The organism is Thermaurantiacus tibetensis (genome assembly GCF_015354055.1).
Lineage (GTDB): Bacteria > Pseudomonadota > Alphaproteobacteria > Sphingomonadales > Sphingomonadaceae > Thermaurantiacus > Thermaurantiacus tibetensis.
The window spans coordinates 49,910-66,149 of the sequence record NZ_JACHTM010000005.1 but is presented as its reverse complement, the minus strand read 5'-3'; the positions used below and the strand labels follow the sequence as shown (position 1 = coordinate 66,149).

Here is a 16,240-nt window from a genome sequence, read left to right as displayed (position 1 = left end):
GCGATGCACGCCCCCCCTTCCCCTGCGCGGGCCGCTGCGCCGGTCGTCCGCCTCGTGCGCGCGCTGGGCGCGCGTGCTGCAGCCCGGCCCTGGGTCACCTTCCTGCTCGCCGGGCTCCTCATCCTCGGCTCGGCGCTCGTCGCCGCCCGGCACCTCGCGGTCGACACCGACAGCTCGCACATGCTCTCCGACCGGCTGCCGCACCGGCAGCGGGAGCTTGCCCTCAACGCCGCGTTCCCGGGCCTCAACAGCCGCTTCGTCGTTCTCGTCGACGCGCCCGATGCCGACCGGGCGGATGCCGCGCTGGCCCGGCTTGCCGCTGCCATCGCCGCCCGGCCGCAGGCCCTCGATGACCCCTTCGCCGCGCCGCTCGCGCCCTTCTTCCAGCGCAACGGCCTCCTCTACATGGAGGACGCCGCGCTCGACTCGATGCTCGCAAAGCTGTCGCGCGCGGGGCCGCTCCTCGGCACGCTGGCAGCCGAGCCCACGCTTTCCGCCTTCATGGCCAGCCTCGCCGAAGGCGTGGCCGATGCCGACCGCATCGCCGGCGGGCCCGAAGCGCTCGCCCGGGTGATTGCCGCCACCGACGCGACCGTCCGCGCCCGCCTCGAGGGAAAACCCCGGCCGCTCGCCTTCTCCACCCTGTTCGCCGATGACGCCGGGCCGGTCCGCCGGGTCCTCACGGTCCAGCCCAAGCTCGACTTCACCCTGTTCCAGCCAGCGCGCCCGGCGCGTGAGGCGCTCGCCGCCGCGATCGCCGAGGCGACCGCTGCCCCCGGCCTCGGCGACGTACGCATCTCGGTCACCGGCGACCCGGCGATGCGGAGCGAGGAGCTGAAGTCGGTGACGGAGGGGCTCGGGCTTGCCCTCGTCGTCAGCCTGGTCTCGGTCGGCCTCCTCATGGCGGTCGCCTTCCGCCGCCTCGCGCTCGCCCTGGTCGCGCTTGCGGTCGTGCTGGTGGCGCTCGGGCTCGCTGCGGCCTTCGCTGCCCTTGCCTTCCCGGCATTGAACCTGGTCTCGATGGCCTTTGCCGTGCTCCTGACCGGCCTTGGCGCCGACTATGCCATCCACCTCATCCTCCGCATGGAGGAGCCGGATGGCGACTGGCCGACGACCGCCGCCGATCTCGGCCTTGCGCTGTTCCTGTGCGCGCTCACCACTGCGCTCGGCTTCCTCGCTTTCGTGCCCACCCCCTTTGTCGGCATGGCCCAGCTCGGCCTCATCGGCGCCTTCGGCGTCTTCGCCGCCTTCCTGGCCGCGGTCGTGCTGGTGCCCGCCGGGCTTGCCCTTGCCCGCCGCCGGCCCCGGCCAGACCGCCAGTCCCCGGAGCTGCCGCACGCCGTCACCCGCCTCGCCTTCCCTGTCCTTCTGGCCCTGCTGGTCGTCGCCGCCGTTGCTGCGCCGCGCGCCCGCTTCGAGACCGACCCGATGGCGCTGCGCGACCCGGACGCCCCCTCGGTCCGCGCGTTCGCGACCCTCTTCGACGACAAGGCGACACGCCCCTACTCGGCGAGCCTTCTCGTTGGCAGCGAGGCGGAAGCAGAGGCCGCTGCCGAACGGCTGCTGGCGCTTCCCGAGGTCGACCATGTGGTCACGCCGCGGCGGCTCCTTCCCGGCGAGGACGCAGCGTTCCGGTACGACGCCATCGACGCGGTCGCGGCAGGCCTGCTGCCCCAGCTCCAGGCCGACGCGCCCGCGATCGACACCGCCAAAGGCATGGCCAAGCTCGAGACAGCGCTGGCCGGGGCGACGCTTCCCGAACAGGTGCGGCTTCGGGAGAGCCTGGCCGCACTCCGCGCGGCTGCCGCCCGTGACCCTGGCCTGCTCGCTGCCGTCGAGCGCGACATCTTCACCTTCTGGCCGCAGACGCTCGCCCGGCTCGAGACGAGCCTCGCGCCCGACCCGGCGCCCCGCCTTCAGGACCTGCCCGCCCCGCTCCTCTCGCGCTACCTCAACGTGGCCGGACAGGTGCGGGTGGAGATCGTGCCTGTCGCGGACCTGAGAGACCCGGCGGCGCGCGCGAGGTTCGTGGCCGCCATCCGCACCGTGGCCCCCGACGTGGCCGGGCCCGTCGTCAACCTCGAGGAGTCGGGCGCGGTGATCGCGCGGGCCATGCTGACGGCCACGCTTCTCGCGCTTGCCGCCTGCGGGCTCGTGCTCCTCGCCGTCACGCGCGATCCCGCCCGGACCGTTGCGACCCTGGTTCCCGTCGTCGCGGCGATCCACCTCACCGTCGGCCTCTCGGCGCTCCTCAAGCTCCCGTTCAACTATGCCAATGTCATTGCGCTTCCCATGCTGCTTGGCGCCGGGATCGACTCCGCCATCCACCTCTCGGCGCGCGCCCGCGCCGCCGGCGGCACGGAGGCCGCGCTCGCAAGCTCCACGCCGCGCGCGGTCGTCTTCGCCGCGCTCACCACGATCGCGGCCTTCGGAAGCCTGATGCTTTCGGCGCACCGCGGCGTGGCCTCGATCGGCGCGCTGCTCCTCGTCGCGCTCGCCTCCACCACGGTCTCGACACTGGTGCTCCAGCCGCGCGCGCTCGCGCTCGCCGAGCGGCTCGCCGCGCGTCGCGGCCCGGTCTGAGGGAAGGACTGCCCCATGCTTCATCGCCGCCACTTCGCCCTCGGCTTTGCCGCGCTTGCGCTCGCCGCACCGCTTGCCGCGCAGGACCAGGCCTTTGCCGGCGAGGCGCGCCGCTTCATCGAGGGGATGATCGCCGAGCTCTCGGCCATCGAGACGAAGGAGAAGGACGAGGGCCGCCGCCGCGCCGCGCTCGATGCGGCGCTCCGGCAGCGGGTGGCGCTCGCCCGCATCGGCCGGTTCATGCTGGGGGCGAGCCGCGCCCAGGCCACGCCCGCCGAGCTTGCCGAGTATGACCGGCTGGTGCCCGACTTCATCCTTGCCGACGTGCGCGGCGAGATCGCCAAGCTCGTCGCCCAGTCGATCGCGATCGACGAGGTCCAGACCCGCTCGGCGCGCGATGCGCTCGTGCGCTCGCGCTTCCGGCGGCGGAGCGGCGGCACCGTCCGGGTCGACTGGCGGGTGGCCGCGGGCGAAGGCCAGCCGCTCCAGCTTGTCGACGTCTACGTGAACGGTGTCTCGCGCTTCGTCATCCGCCGTGACGAGTTCCAGGCGCTCGTCAAGGCGAAGGGCATGGCCGGCCTCCTCGCCGAACTTCGCTCGGGAGCGCTTGCCGGCCGCTAGGGGCCCGGAACCGGGCACGCGGCTTGCAAGCGCCTGACTGCCCGGTTATCGCCCGGGGGCTTCTCCTCCGGAGGCATCGGGAAAGGGGTCTGCATGAGCGACATTGCGGAGCGGGTGAAGAAGATCGTCGTCGAGCACCTCGGCGTCGAGCCCGACAAGGTGACCGAGGATTCCAGCTTCATCGACGATCTCGGGGCCGACAGCCTCGACACGGTCGAGCTTGTGATGGCGTTCGAGGACGAGTTCGGTGTCGAGATCCCTGACGATGCCGCCGAGAAGATCCTGACGGTGAAGGACGCGATCGCCTTCGTCGCGGCCCACGGCAAGTAGGCGCGCTGCGCCGGTCGCAGGCTGCCCCGGCGCTCGGCCTGAAGTAGGAAAGCCGGTCTGGAGTAGGGAAGGATGCGCCGCGTCGTCGTCACCGGCCTCGGGCTCGTCACCCCGCTCGGCGGGGATGTCGCCACGAGCTGGTCCCGGCTGGTCGCGGGCCAGTCGGGCATCGGCCCGATCACCCGCTTCGACGCCTCGGACTATGCCTGCCGGATCGCGGGCGAAGTGCCCTATGGCGACGGCTCAGACGGCAGCTTCAACCCCGACCGGCGGCTCGACTCCAAGCTCCAGCGCCAGGTGGACCGCTTCATCCACTTCGGCCTCGACGCGGCCGGCCAGGCGCTGGAAGACGCAGGGCTCGCCGAGCTGACCGAGGCGGAGCAGCTGCGGGCGGGCGTGCTCATCGGCTCCGGCATCGGCGGGCTTCCCGGGATTGCCGAGGAGTCGATCACGCTCCACGAGCGGGGGCCGCGCCGCGTCTCCCCGCACTTCGTCCACGGCCGGCTCATCAACCTCGTCTCGGGCCAGGTGTCGATCCGCTACGGCCTCAAGGGCCCCAACCATGCCGTGGTGACCGCCTGCTCGACCGGCGCCCACGCCATCGGGGATGCCGCCCGGCTCATCATGTGGGACGATGCCGACATCATGGTGGCAGGCGGTGCGGAGGCCTCGATCTGCCCGCTCGGCATTGCCGGCTTTGCCCAGGCCAAGGCGCTCTCCACCCGCTACAATGACGAGCCCACCCGCGCCAGCCGCCCGTGGGACCGCGACCGCGACGGTTTCGTGATGGGCGAGGGTGCCGGGATCGTCGTGCTCGAGGAGATGGAGCGGGCGAAGCGCCGGGGTGCCACCATCTACGGCGAGGTGGTGGGCTACGGCTTGACGGGTGACGCCTACCACGTGACGGCGCCGCACCCGGAAGGGGATGGCGCCTACCGGGCAATGGCCATGGCGCTGAAGCGCGCCCGGCTCGACCCCTCCGACATCGATTACGTGAACGCCCACGGAACCTCGACTCCGATGGGGGACGAGCTCGAGCTCGGCGCGGTCCGCCGCCTTTTCGGCAACGCGATCGGGCGGCTCTCCATGTCGTCGACCAAGTCGGCGATCGGCCACCTGCTCGGCGGCGCCGGCGCGGTCGAGAGCATCTTCTGCCTCCTCAGCCTTCGCGACCAGGTCGTGCCGCCCACCCTCAACCTCGACAATCCCTGCGAGGGCGCCGAGGGCGTCGACCTCGTCCCGCATGTCGCCAGGGAGCGGAAGGTGGAGGCCGCCCTCAACAACAGCTTCGGCTTCGGCGGAACGAACGCGACGGTCATCTTCCGGAAGGTCTGAGGTGCGCCGGCTGCTCGCCGCGGCGCTGGTCGCGCTGCTTGCGGCCTGCGGCCTGTTCGCTCTTGACCTCGGGCGGCGCTGGGGCAGGCAAGCCCCGGCCGACGCGCCCCTGGTCGAGGTGGAGATCCCGCGCGGCACCTCGCTCGCCGCTGCCGCCGCGCGCCTCGAGGCCGCGGGCGTGATCGATAGCGCGAGCCGATTCCGCCTCGCCGCCCGCGTGCTCGGCGGGAGCCGGCCGATCCGCCACGGGCTCTACGCGTTGCCGCGCGGCGCAGGCTATGCCGAGATCCTCGCCAAGCTCCAGAAGGGCGAGGTGCTCACCCTGTTCCTGACCATTCCGGAGGGTCTCCCCGCCGTCCTCGTCCACGAGCGGCTGATGGCCGCGCCGCGGCTCGTTGGAGAGGTGGAGGTTCCACCGGAGGGTTCGGTGCTGCCCGCCACCTGGGACTACCGCCCCGGCGAGACCCGCGCTGCCCTCCTCGCCCGCATGCAGAAAGGCATGGCGGATGCGCTCGCCGAGCTCTGGGCCGCGCGCAAGCCGACCGCTGCCGTGCGCACGCCGGAGGAGGCCGTCATCCTCGCCTCCATCGTCGAGAAGGAGACCGCGGTGCCCGCGGAGCGGCGGCGCGTCGCCGGGCTCTACACCAACCGCCTGAAGGCGGGCATGAAGCTCGAGGCCGACCCGACGGTCATCTACCCCATCACGCGGGGGCGCCCGCTCGGCCGGCGGATCCGCCAGTCGGAGCTTGCCGCCGACACCGGCTGGAACACCTATGCGCGCGCCGGGCTGCCGAAGGGGCCCATCACCAACCCGGGCCGCGCGAGCCTCGCCGCCGTGCTCGACCCCGAGCCGCACCCCTATCTCTTCATGGTCGCCGACGGCAGCGGCGGCCACGTGTTTGCGGAGACCTATGCCGAGCACCGCGCCAACGTGGAGCGCTGGTATGCGCTCAGGCGCGCGAAGGGCGAGATGTGAGCCGGCCTTGACCGGCTGCCTGCCCCGGGCCTAACCGCTTGGGATCCATGGAAGCCACGTCGCCCGCGCCGCCGCGCACCCTCTACGACAAGGTCTGGGATGCCCATGTCGTCGCCACCCGCGACGACGGCACCTCCCTCCTCTACATCGACCGGCACCTGATCCACGAGGTCACCACCCCGCAGGCCTTCGAGGGGCTGAAGCTCGCTGGCCGCCGCGTCCGCCGGCCCGACCTCACCCTTGCGGTTCCCGACCACAATGTGCCGACGACCGACCGCAGCCGGCCCGTCGAGGACCCGGAATCGGCCGCGCAGCTCGCGGCGCTCGAGGCCAACTGCGCCGCCTTCGGGATCGAGTATTTTCCGATCACCCACGTGAACCAGGGCATCGTCCACGTCATCGGGCCCGAGCTCGGCTTCACCCTTCCCGGCACCACCCTCGTCTGCGGCGACAGCCACACCTCGACTCACGGCGCCTTCGGGGCGCTCGCCTTTGGCATCGGCACGTCGGAAGTCGAGCATGTGCTGGCAACCCAGACGCTGCTGCTCGCGAAATCCCGCAACATGGCCGTCACCATCACCGGCAGCCTCGGCTTCGGCGTGACCGCCAAGGACGTGGCGCTCGCCATCATCGGCGCCATCGGCACCGCGGGTGCCACCGGCCATGTCATCGAGTATCGCGGCCCCGTCGTCGAGGCGCTGTCGATGGAAGGGCGGATGACGCTCTGCAACATGTCGATCGAGGCGGGCGCGCGGGCTGGCATGATTGCGCCCGATGCCCGGACCTTCGCCTACCTCGAGGGCCGGCCGCGGGCGCCAAAGGGCGAGATGTGGGCGCGGGCGCGGGCCTGGTGGGAGACGCTTGCGACCGACCCGGGCGCCCGCTTCGATCGCGAGGTCACCCTCGACGGCGCGGCGATCGCGCCGCTCGTCACCTGGGGAACGAGCCCCGAGCAGGTCGCCCCCGTCACAGGCACCGTGCCCGCACCCGAGAGCTTCGAAGATCCGGTGAAGCGCGCGGCTGCCGAGGCGGCGCTCGCCTACATGGACCTCAGGCCCGGCACCCGGATTGCCGACATAAGGGTCGAGAACATCTTCATCGGCTCGTGCACCAACAGCCGCATCGAGGATCTCCGCGCGGCCGCCGCGGTGCTGAAGGGGCGGCGCATCGCTCCCACCATTCGCCAGGCGTTGGTCGTGCCGGGCTCGGGCCTGGTCAAGCGCCAGGCCGAAGCCGAGGGGCTCGACCGCATCTTCACCGAGGCCGGCTTCGAGTGGCGCGAGCCCGGCTGCTCCATGTGTCTCGGCATGAACCCCGACCGGGTGCCGGCCGGCGAGCGCTGCGCGTCCACCTCCAACCGCAACTTCGTCGGCCGACAGGGCCCGGGGGCCCGCACCCACCTCGTCTCGCCCGCCATGGCGGCAGCCGCCGCCGTGACTGGCCGGCTTGCCGACGTGCGAGACCTCGTTGCCGCCTGAGAACCCGTCCGACCCGCCGGCCATCCGGCTTCGGGAGCTCGAGAAGGTCTATGCCGGAGGCAGGCGCGCGCTTGACCGCATCTCGCTCGACGTGCCGCGCGGCTCAATGTTCGGCCTGCTCGGGCCCAATGGCGCCGGCAAGTCCACCCTCATCAACATCCTCGCCGGCCTCGTCACCAAGACCTCCGGCACCGCCGAGGTCTGGGGCTTCGACATCGACCGCCACCCGCGGAACGCCAAGGCCTCGCTCGGCGTGGTGCCGCAGGAACTCCTCTTCGATGCCTTCTTCACGCCCTACGAGACGCTCGAGCTCCAGGCCGGCCTCTACGGCGTGCCAAGGGCGAAGCGGCGGACGATGGAGCTGCTGCGCGCCGTCCATCTCGAGGCGCACGCGCATGCCTATGCGCGCACGCTCTCGGGCGGGATGAAGCGCCGGCTCCTCATCGCCAAGGCGATGGTCCATTCGCCCCCCGTCCTCATCCTCGACGAACCCACCGCCGGAGTCGACATCGAACTGCGGCAGATGCTGTGGGCCTGGGTGCGGGAGCTGCACGGCCAGGGCATGACGATCGTGCTCACCACCCACTATCTCGAGGAAGCGGAGGAGCTCTGCGAGCGGATCGCGATCGTCAACCACGGCCGCATCGTCGCCAACGCGCCCACCCGCGAGCTCCTCGGGCTGGCGCGCGAGAAACGGGTCGATGTCACCCTCGAGGCCGACACCCCTTCGCTTCCCGCCATCGCCGGCGTCTCGAGGGTGGAGCGGCTGGCTGAGCGCCTCTTCGCCATCCACTATGACAAGAGGCGGCTTTCGGCCGGGGCGCTGCTCGGTCAGCTCTCCGCTGCCGGGCTTGCCATCGTCGACGTCACCACCCGCGAGGCCGACCTAGAAGACGTCTTCCTCGACCTCACCCGCCGGAGTGCGGCATGAGCGTCGAGGACCCGCTAACCGCCGATGTCGTCGTGGTGGGGAGCGGCGCGGCCGGCCTCACCTGCGCGATCGCGCTTTCCGAGACGCTCTCGGTCCTCGTGCTGTCCAAGGCCGGGATCTCCGCCGGCTCCACCGCCTGGGCGCAAGGGGGCATCGCCGCCGTCCTCGACGAGGGGGACACGTTCGAGGCCCACATCGAGGACACGATGATCGCGGGCGCGGGCCTCAACGACCGCCGCATCGTCGAGTTCGTGGTCGAGCAGGCGCCGGCGGCGATCGAGCGGCTGGCTGCGCTCGGCGTGCCCTTCACCCCGGGCGAGACCGTCTCGGAACGCTTCCACCTCACCCGCGAGGGCGGGCACCGCGCGCGCCGGATCGTCCACGTGGACGATGCGACCGGCTGGGCGGTCCAGAAGGCGCTCGAGCGCGCCGCGCTCGAGAACCCCCGCATCCGCGTCATGACCGACCAGGTCGCGATCGACATCGCGACCGAGCGCCACGCCGAGGGCCACGGCTTTGCCGAGCGCCGCGCCCACGGCCTCTACGCGCTCGACCGCGCCAGCGGCCGGGTGCGCCGCATCCTTGCCCGCGCGGTGGTGCTGGCCACCGGGGGCGCGAGCCGCGTCTACCGCTTCTCCACCAACCCCGACGGCTCGACCGGCGACGGCATTGCCATGGCCTGGCGCGCGGGCTGCCGCGTCTCCAACATGGAGTTCAACCAGTTCCACCCCACCTGCCTCTACAACTTCCAGGTGAAGAACTTCCTCATCACCGAGGCGATGCGGGGCGAAGGCGGAATCCTCCGGACGCCGGATGGCCGCCGCTTCATGCCCGACCACGACCCGCGCGCCGAGCTCGCTCCGCGCGACATCGTCGCCCGCGCGATCGACGCCGAGATGAAGCGCGCCGGCCTCGACTTCGTCCACCTCGACATGACGCACCTGCCGGAGGGCTTCGTCGAAAGCCACTTCCCGACCATCGTCGAGCGGCTGCGCGCGCTGGGCATCGACCCGGTCACCGAGCCCATCCCCGTCGTGCCGGCGGCCCACTACACCTGCGGCGGCGTGCTCGTGGACCGCCACGGCCGCACCGATCTCCCCGGCCTCTACGCCATCGGCGAAGTCTCGCAGTCGGGCCTCCACGGCGCCAACCGCATGGCCTCCAACTCGCTCCTCGAGTGCCTCGTCTTCGGCGCCTCGGCCGCCGACGACATCCTCGCCCGCTTCGCCGAGACGCCCCCGCCGCCCGCCATCCGCCCCTGGGACGAAAGCCGGGTGACCGACTCCGACGAGGAGGTCGTCGTCTCCCACAACTGGGCCGAGCTCCGGCGCTTCATGTGGAACTATGTCGGCATCGTCCGCACCGACCGGAGACTCGAGCGCGCCGCGCGCAGGGTGGAGCTCCTGCGGGAGGAAGTCGACCACTACTACGGCCGTTTCCGGGTGACGCCCAACCTCCTCGAGCTCCGCAACGTGGTCGAGGTGGCCGACCTCATCGTCCGCTCGGCCCAGAGCCGGAAGGAAAGCCGCGGCCTCCACTACACCACGGACTATCCGGGCCTTTCCGACCCGCCGCGCGACACGATCCTCTACCCCTCGCGCGCCTGAACCAGCCCGCTTGTGCCGGTTGACGCGCGCGGGATGATACAATATCTCATCCGCCGACTCGAAGAAGGATCGTCCCATGGCGTCCCGCCCCGAGGTCGCGGTGCCTGCCGATGGCGTGGCCGCCGCGCTCTCCAGCCTGTGCCTCGTCCACTGCCTCCTCATGCCGCTGGGCCTGGGGCTGGCACCGCTCGCTGCCGCGCTCGGCACGCTCGACCATCATGGCCCGGGCTGGCTGCACTGGGCGCTGCTTGCGCTTGCCGCGCCGGTCTCGGCGGTTGCGCTGCGGCGCGGAATCCTGCGCCATGGCGATGGCCGTCCCTGGCAGCTCGCCGCGCTGGGCTTCCTGCTGATGGCGGCGGGCGCGTGGGCGCACGGCCTGGCGCCCTTTGAGCAGCTGCTGACGGTCGGCGGCGGGTTCGTGGTGGCCTTTGCCCACTGGCGCAACTGGCGCCTGCGCCGGGCCTGACCGGGAGCGCCGGGCCCTAGCCGTCCCCGTCGCGGGCCTTCTGCGCGAGCGCCGCCTTCGAAAGGAGATGCGCGACGACCGGTGCGGTGATGAACAGGAACAGCGAGATCGCGAGCTCCTGAAGCGAGAGCCGGCCGCTGGTTGCCGACGTGTGCACCATCGCCGCCACCACGATGGCGCCTACCCCCAGCGTCGTGGCCTTGGTCGGCCCGTGGAGCCGCATCATGAAGTCGGGCAGGCGGGCAAGCCCGATCGAGCCGACGAGGGCGAAGCCACCGCCGACCAGCAGCAGGAGGCTCACGAGAATGTCGAGGGCAGACGGGAGCATGGAAGGCCCTACTCGATGATGTCGCCGCCGAGGCGGTACTTGGCCAGCGCGACGGTGCCGACGAAGCCCATCATGGCGAGGATGAGCGCGGCCTCGAAATAGGCCCGGGTGCCAAGCGCGATCCCGGCCAGCATGACGAGCGCGATCGCGTTGACGGTGAGCGTGTCGAGCGCGAGGATCCGGTCCTCGAGCGCGGGGCCGGCGAGCAGCCGCCAGAGGTTGAGGGCCATCGCCAGGCCGACGAGGCCGATGGTGAGCGGCACGGCGACTGTCAGCATCCGAAGATCTCCTTCAGGGGCGCTTCGTAGCGGCGCTTGATGGTGGCAACCGCGGCCTCCGGGTCGGGGGCGTTGAGGGCGTGGATGAGGACCAGGCGGCGGTCCATGTCGATGTCGATCGAGACCGTCCCGGGGGTCAAGGACACGATGCTGGCCAGGATGGTTGCGACATAGGGGCTCGAGATCTCGAGCGGCAGCTCGAGGAAGGCGGGCCGGAGCCGCCCGGGTGGCCCGAGGACAAGGCGGGCCACCTCGACGTTGGCGACGACGATGTCGCCGAGCACCCGCGCAAACAGGCCGAGCGCGAGGAGCGGCCGGTGCATCACCGGGCGATCGACCCAGAAGTTCCGCACGAGGAGCGGAACGAGGAGGCCCACGATCGTCCCCATCACCAGGCTGCCCAAGGTGAACCGCGAGACCACCACCAGCCAGAGGAAGACGATGAGAAGGCTGATGACGGGCTGAGGCAGGAGCCTCTCGCGCCAGCTCATGGCCGCACCTCGCGCGGAATGTCGGGGCCTGCGCCCACCACCGCCACCATGTAGGGCACGCGCGCGTGGAGCTGCCCGGCCGCCGCGCCAGCGTAGCCGGCAACCGCCGGGGCTGCGACGGTGAGCGCCGGACTGGCGAGGACGAGAAGCAGGAGGGCCGCAGGCGGCACGGGAAGGCGCCCGCGAGGGGGTGCCGCCTCGCGCGGCTCCCAGAAGAGGACGCTCGCCGTCCGCGCGAGGACAAGGGCAGCCACCAGCCCCGAGACAAGGAGCGCCGCCCACCAGGCCGGCTGCCAGCCGCCGCTGCCGGCCCCCTGCATCAGCATCAGCTTGCCGAGGAAGCCGGAGAGCGGCGGCATGCCGGAGACGGCGAGCGCAAGGAGGGCGAAGGCAAGGCCGATGGGGAGCGCCCGCGCCATGGCCGCCCCGCGCACCAGCCGGTCGGCGAGGTCGCCGCGCTCGGCGGCAATGATGCCGGCCAGCACGAACAGGCCCGCGGTGGCCAGCGTCGTGTGCGGGAGATAGTAGAGGAGGGCGGCGGTCGCCGCCTCGCGCGCGTCGGCAACCGCGAAGAGCAGGGTTCCCGACGAGACGAGGACGAGGCTCGCTGCCGTGACCGCAAGGCGCCGTGCGGCAAGCGCCGCGACCGTGCCGAGAAGGATGGTGCCGAGCGCCAGAACCTGAAGCCAGGGGGACAGCAGCCCGGCGCCCGCAGCCGAATCCGGCAGCGCGACCACGGCCAGGCGGAGCAGCGCCACCACGCCCACCTTGGTCATGATCGCGAACAGCGCGGCCACCGGAACCGTTGCCGCCGCATAGGCATGGGGAAGCCAGAAGGCCATCGGGAAGACGGCGGCCTTCAGCAGGAACACGAGCGCGACGAGCACGAGGGCAACCCGCACCAGCGGCACGTCACTGGCCGCCACCGTCGGCAGCCGGAAGGCGAGGTCGGCGAGGTTGAGGGTGCCCATGGTGCCGTAGAGAAGGCCGAGGCCGACAAGGAACAGGGCGGAGCCGACAAGGTTGAGCGCGACATAGGTGAGGCCGGCGCGCGTCCGCTCGAGCCCGCCGGCATGGAGCAGCAGCGCGTAGGAGGCGATGAGGAGGATCTCGAAGCAGACGAAGAGATTGAAGAGGTCTCCGGTCAGGAAGGCGCCGGCAATGCCTGCCAGCTGGAACTGGAAGAGGGCGTGGAAGTGAAGCCCGCGGCCGTCGATGCCGCGCATGGCGGCAAGGAGCGCCGGCACGGCGAGCGCGAAGAGGAGCAGCACCATCATGGCCGAAAGCCGGTCGGCCACGAACACGATGCCGAAGGGCGCGGCCCAGTCCCCCAGGCGGTAGACGAGGATGCTGCCGTCCGAAACCGCCGCCACCAGCGCCACGGACAGGACGAGGCCGAGAAGGGTCGCGCCAAGGCTCGCCGCGCGCTGTGCCTTTCGCGCCTCGCCCGGCACGAGGAGCAGGAGGGCGGCGGCCAGGAAGGGGACCAGGAAGGGGAGGAAGGCGAGGTGCGTCACGGCTCCTCCCCCGTGTCGTCGCGCGAAGCGGGGAGGTCGACGGCATCCACCCCGCTCTCGCCGATGCCCTTGAGCGCGAGCGCGACGAAGTAGGCGGTCATGCCGAAGCCGATGACGATCGCGGTCAGCACAAGGGCCTGCGGCAGCGGGTCGGCAAGGCCGGTCGCGCCGGGAAGCGCGAGCGGCGGTGCCGAGGCGCCGATCCGCCCGCCGAAGAAGATGAGAAGGTTCACCGCATAGCCGATGAGGGTGAGGCCGAGGATCACGGGGAAGGTGCGGCTGGCGAGCGCCAGCCAGACGCCGCAGCCCACGAGAAGGCCGATGCCGAGCGCGAGGAGAAGTTCCATCGGCTACCCCTCCGCCTCGGCCGGCGCGCGCGCCGGGGAAGGCTCGGGTCCCGCCCGGCCGGCAGGCCGCAGCGCAGGCTCCACCACGTGGAGCCGGCCGAGCTCGGTCAGCACCAGGAGCACCGACGCCACGACGACAAGGAAGATGCCCGTGTCGAAGACGAGGCTCGAGGCGAGCCCGATGTCGTCGAGCGGCGCGGCCTTCACGTAGGTCCAGGCGCTCTTCAGGAACGGGAAGCCGAGGACCATGCTGGCAACGCCGGTGAGCGCCGCGACGAGAAGGCCCACCCCCAGGAGCAGCACGAAGTCGAGCCGGATGCGGGCCGAGGCGAAGGCGATGCCGCCCGCCATGTACTGGAGCACATAGGCGATGGCGGCGATGAGCCCGGCGATGAACCCGCCGCCGGGCAGGTTGTGGCCGCGCAGGAAGATGTAGACGGCAACGGCAAGGGCGAGCGGGAGCATCGGCTGCATCAGCATCCGCAGCATGATGGGGTAGCGGTCGGCCGCGCTCGCCGCATCGCGGACGAACGCCCGGAGCCGTGCGCCACGGAGCGCCGCATGGGTGCCGAGCGCGGCCATGGCGAGCACCGCGATCTCGCCCAGCGTGTCGAACCCGCGGAAGTCGACGAGGATCACGTTGACGACGTTGGTCCCGCCGGCGAGCGGCTTGGCATTTTCGATATGGTAGCCCGAGATGGTCTCGAACGGTCGGGTGAGCATCGCGAAGGCGAGAGCGGCGGCACCCAGCCCGGCGCCGACGGCGACCGAGCCGGTTGCAACCCGCGCCTTGCGGCCGCGCTCGGCCGGTCCCGTCTGGGGCAGGAACCGCAGCGCAAGCAGCATCAACATGATGGTCGCAAGCTCGACCGAGAGCTGGGTGAGCGCAAGATCGGGTGCCGCGAAGCGGATGAACGCGAGGCTGACCACGAGTCCGGCGACGCTCATGAAGAGGATGGCAAGGAGCCGCTCGGCGACGAACCAGGTGGCGCCCGCCACGCCAAGCACGAGCACCAGGAACGCGCCGGCCGAGACGGGGTCGACAGGCGTGAGCGGTAGCGGACCGGCGAGCGGTGCGCCGGACGACTCCGCAGGCGACGTCAACCAGGCAAGCGCGCCGACCAGGATGGCAAGGCCCAGGAACAGCCCTGCGTACTGGGCGAGCGTGCGGGCATCGAGCCGGGCGAGCGCGGCACGCGCCCAGGCAGTGGCACCATTGTAGGCGCGCTCGAAGGCAACCGGCGAGGAAAAGTCGAGCGCGTAGCGTTCGTGAAGCGTGAAGACGCGGTCGCGCCGCCAGTAGTAGAAGATGCCGCCGCCAAGGGCCACGATGCTCATGACGAGTGGCAGGTTGAAGCCGTGCCACACGGCGAGCTTGATGGGCGGGGCCTTGCCAGCGAGCACGGCGGCGGACGCGGTCTCGAGGAGCCAGCCGACCGACAATTGCGGCGCCACGCCGACGATGACCACGATGGCGACCAGCACCTCCATGGGCAGCCGCATGAAGCGGGGCGGCGGCGCCGGGGTCTTCGGCAGGTCGACGGGCTCGCCGTTGAAGAAGACGTCGTGGACGAAGCGCGCCGAGTAGCCGACCGAGAGGATGCCGGCCACCGTCGCGATCGCCGGGAGCACGAAGGTGCCGTAGCCGCCGAAGCTCGGGTAGGCCACGGTCTCGGCGAAGAACATCTCCTTGGAGAGGAACCCGTTCAGGAACGGCACTCCGGCCATGGCACCGGCGGCGACGATGCCGAGCGTCGCGGTGACCGGCATGTACTTCATGAGGCCGTTGATCCGCCGCATGTCGCGGGTGCCGCACTGGATGTCGATGACGCCCGCCACCATGAAGAGCGACGCCTTGAAGACGGCGTGGTTGATGATGTGGAAGACGGCAGCCACCGCGCTCGTCGGCGTGTCGAGCCCGAACAGCAGCGTGATGAGCCCGAGGTGGCTGATCGTCGAGTAGGCGAGCAGGCCCTTGAAGTCGTGCTTCAAGAGCGCGAGGTAGGCGCCAAGCAGCAACGTAACGGCGCCCGTCCCCGTCACGAGCAGGAACCAGAGCTCGGTGCCGGCAAGCGCAGGATAGAGCCGGCCGAGCAGGAAGACGCCCGCCTTCACCATGGTGGCGGAGTGGAGATAGGCCGAGACCGGCGTGGGCGCGGCCATCGCGTTCGGCAGCCAGAAGTGGAACGGAACCTGCGCCGACTTGGTGAAGGCGCCGAGCAGCACGAGGACCAGCATCGGCGCGTAGAGCCGGTGCTGGCGGATGAGGTCGCCGCGGTCGAGGATGACCGAAAGCTCGAAGCTGCCCGCGATGTGGCCGAGGAGGAGGATGCCAGCAAGCAGCGCCAGCCCGCCGCCGCCGGTCACGGCAAGCGCCATGCGCGCGGCGATGCGGCTGTCGTGGTACTTCGACTTGTAGGCGATGAGGAGGAAGGAGGTGAGACTCGTCACCTCCCAGAACAGCAGCATGAGGAGCAGGTTCTCGGCGAGCACCACGCCGAGCATGCCGCCGGCAAACGCGAGCAGCGTCATGAGGAAGCGGGTCAGCCGGTCGTCGGCCGGCATGTAGTAGAAGGCGTAGAGGACGATGAGCGCGCCGATGCCGTAGATGAGAAGGGTGAAGAGGAGCCCGAGCCCGTCAAGGCGGAACGAGAGGTCGAGACCCCAGTCCGGAAGCCAGGGCCGCCAGAGGACGAGGGCGTCGCCCGCCAGCACGGGCGGCGCGAGGGCGGCCAGGAGGCCAAGCCCGGCCAGCATGGTGGCGCCCGCCGCCACTGCAACCGCCCGCCGCCCGAGCCGGTCCACGACCAGCAGGAGCGGCAGCCCGAGGAACGGCAGCAGCACCAGGAGGGGCAGGAAGAGCGTCATCGTCTGGGCTCGGGTCTCCGGCGCGTGGCAGGTCTGCGACAGCTAGGGACGAACGCGCGCCGCGTCGAGGGCCGGCGGCCGTGG

General features: G+C 71.4%; 15 protein-coding genes. 9 read left to right on the top strand and 6 right to left on the bottom strand.

All coding sequences use genetic code 11. The annotated features are described in order from the left end of the window. Nucleotides 1-3 precede the first annotated feature (3 nt). From H3H34_RS12485 to H3H34_RS12445, 9 genes are all read left to right on the top strand, one after another. Complete coding sequence (locus H3H34_RS12485; RefSeq protein ID WP_194745621.1) at nucleotides 4-2,583, top strand: MMPL family transporter; 2,580 nt, start codon at nucleotides 4-6, stop codon at nucleotides 2,581-2,583. Between the two features lie 15 nt (nucleotides 2,584-2,598). Continuing rightward, on the top strand, nucleotides 2,599-3,204 hold the full coding sequence (locus tag H3H34_RS12480; RefSeq protein ID WP_194745620.1) for a Tgt2/MlaC family protein: 606 nt from the start codon (nucleotides 2,599-2,601) through the stop codon (nucleotides 3,202-3,204). A 93-nt stretch (nucleotides 3,205-3,297) separates the two neighbouring features. Next, nucleotides 3,298-3,534 carry an acyl carrier protein gene (locus H3H34_RS12475; protein WP_194745619.1) on the top strand — a complete coding sequence of 79 codons (237 nt, stop codon included), beginning with the start codon at nucleotides 3,298-3,300 and terminating at the stop codon, nucleotides 3,532-3,534. A 72-nt stretch (nucleotides 3,535-3,606) separates the two neighbouring features. After that, on the top strand, nucleotides 3,607-4,869 hold the full coding sequence (gene fabF, locus H3H34_RS12470; RefSeq protein ID WP_194745618.1) for a beta-ketoacyl-ACP synthase II: 1,263 nt from the start codon (nucleotides 3,607-3,609) through the stop codon (nucleotides 4,867-4,869). Nucleotide 4,870: 1 nt separating this feature from the next. Beyond that, nucleotides 4,871-5,845, top strand: a complete 975-nt coding sequence (gene mltG / locus H3H34_RS12465) for an endolytic transglycosylase MltG (protein ID WP_328832055.1) — start codon at nucleotides 4,871-4,873, stop codon at nucleotides 5,843-5,845. A 47-nt stretch (nucleotides 5,846-5,892) separates the two neighbouring features. Continuing rightward, a complete protein-coding gene (leuC, locus tag H3H34_RS12460) occupies nucleotides 5,893-7,323 on the top strand; it encodes a 3-isopropylmalate dehydratase large subunit (protein ID WP_194745616.1) in 1,431 nt (476 codons plus the stop codon). Further along, on the top strand, nucleotides 7,313-8,254 hold the full coding sequence (locus tag H3H34_RS12455) for an ABC transporter ATP-binding protein (protein WP_235945941.1): 942 nt from the start codon (nucleotides 7,313-7,315) through the stop codon (nucleotides 8,252-8,254). Before leuC ends, H3H34_RS12455 begins: the two co-directional genes overlap by 11 nt. Continuing rightward, nucleotides 8,251-9,861 (top strand): L-aspartate oxidase, encoded by a 1,611-nt coding sequence (nadB, locus tag H3H34_RS12450; RefSeq protein ID WP_194745615.1) that lies wholly within the window; start codon nucleotides 8,251-8,253, stop codon nucleotides 9,859-9,861. The genes H3H34_RS12455 and nadB overlap by 4 nt, the downstream gene beginning before the upstream one ends. A 76-nt stretch (nucleotides 9,862-9,937) precedes the next feature. Beyond that, nucleotides 9,938-10,327 carry a MerC domain-containing protein gene (locus H3H34_RS12445; RefSeq protein WP_194745614.1) on the top strand — a complete coding sequence of 130 codons (390 nt, stop codon included), beginning with the start codon at nucleotides 9,938-9,940 and terminating at the stop codon, nucleotides 10,325-10,327. Nucleotides 10,328-10,343: 16 nt separating this feature from the next. On the opposite strand, the gene H3H34_RS12440 is transcribed toward H3H34_RS12445, so the two are convergent. From H3H34_RS12440 to H3H34_RS12415, 6 genes are read right to left on the bottom strand one after another with little or no spacing between them, the layout of a single operon-like run. Then, the gene (locus H3H34_RS12440; protein ID WP_194745613.1) at nucleotides 10,344-10,655 is read right to left on the bottom strand and encodes a Na+/H+ antiporter subunit G; all 312 of its coding nucleotides are present in this window, start codon (nucleotides 10,653-10,655) and stop codon (nucleotides 10,344-10,346) included. 8 nt (nucleotides 10,656-10,663) lie between these two features. Further along, complete coding sequence (locus H3H34_RS12435) at nucleotides 10,664-10,933, bottom strand: K+/H+ antiporter subunit F (RefSeq protein ID WP_194745612.1); 270 nt, start codon at nucleotides 10,931-10,933, stop codon at nucleotides 10,664-10,666. Beyond that, the gene (locus tag H3H34_RS12430; RefSeq protein ID WP_194745611.1) at nucleotides 10,927-11,424 is read right to left on the bottom strand and encodes a Na+/H+ antiporter subunit E; all 498 of its coding nucleotides are present in this window, start codon (nucleotides 11,422-11,424) and stop codon (nucleotides 10,927-10,929) included. Before H3H34_RS12430 ends, H3H34_RS12435 begins: the two co-directional genes overlap by 7 nt. Beyond that, nucleotides 11,421-12,941: a monovalent cation/H+ antiporter subunit D gene (locus H3H34_RS12425; RefSeq protein ID WP_194745610.1), complete on the bottom strand. Its 1,521-nt coding sequence runs from the start codon at nucleotides 12,939-12,941 to the stop codon at nucleotides 11,421-11,423. Before H3H34_RS12425 ends, H3H34_RS12430 begins: the two co-directional genes overlap by 4 nt. Then, nucleotides 12,938-13,288 (bottom strand): Na+/H+ antiporter subunit C, encoded by a 351-nt coding sequence (locus H3H34_RS12420; protein WP_194745609.1) that lies wholly within the window; start codon nucleotides 13,286-13,288, stop codon nucleotides 12,938-12,940. Before H3H34_RS12420 ends, H3H34_RS12425 begins: the two co-directional genes overlap by 4 nt. 3 nt (nucleotides 13,289-13,291) lie before the next feature. After that, nucleotides 13,292-16,156 (bottom strand): monovalent cation/H+ antiporter subunit A, encoded by a 2,865-nt coding sequence (locus tag H3H34_RS12415; protein WP_194745608.1) that lies wholly within the window; start codon nucleotides 16,154-16,156, stop codon nucleotides 13,292-13,294. Nucleotides 16,157-16,240 lie beyond the last annotated feature (84 nt).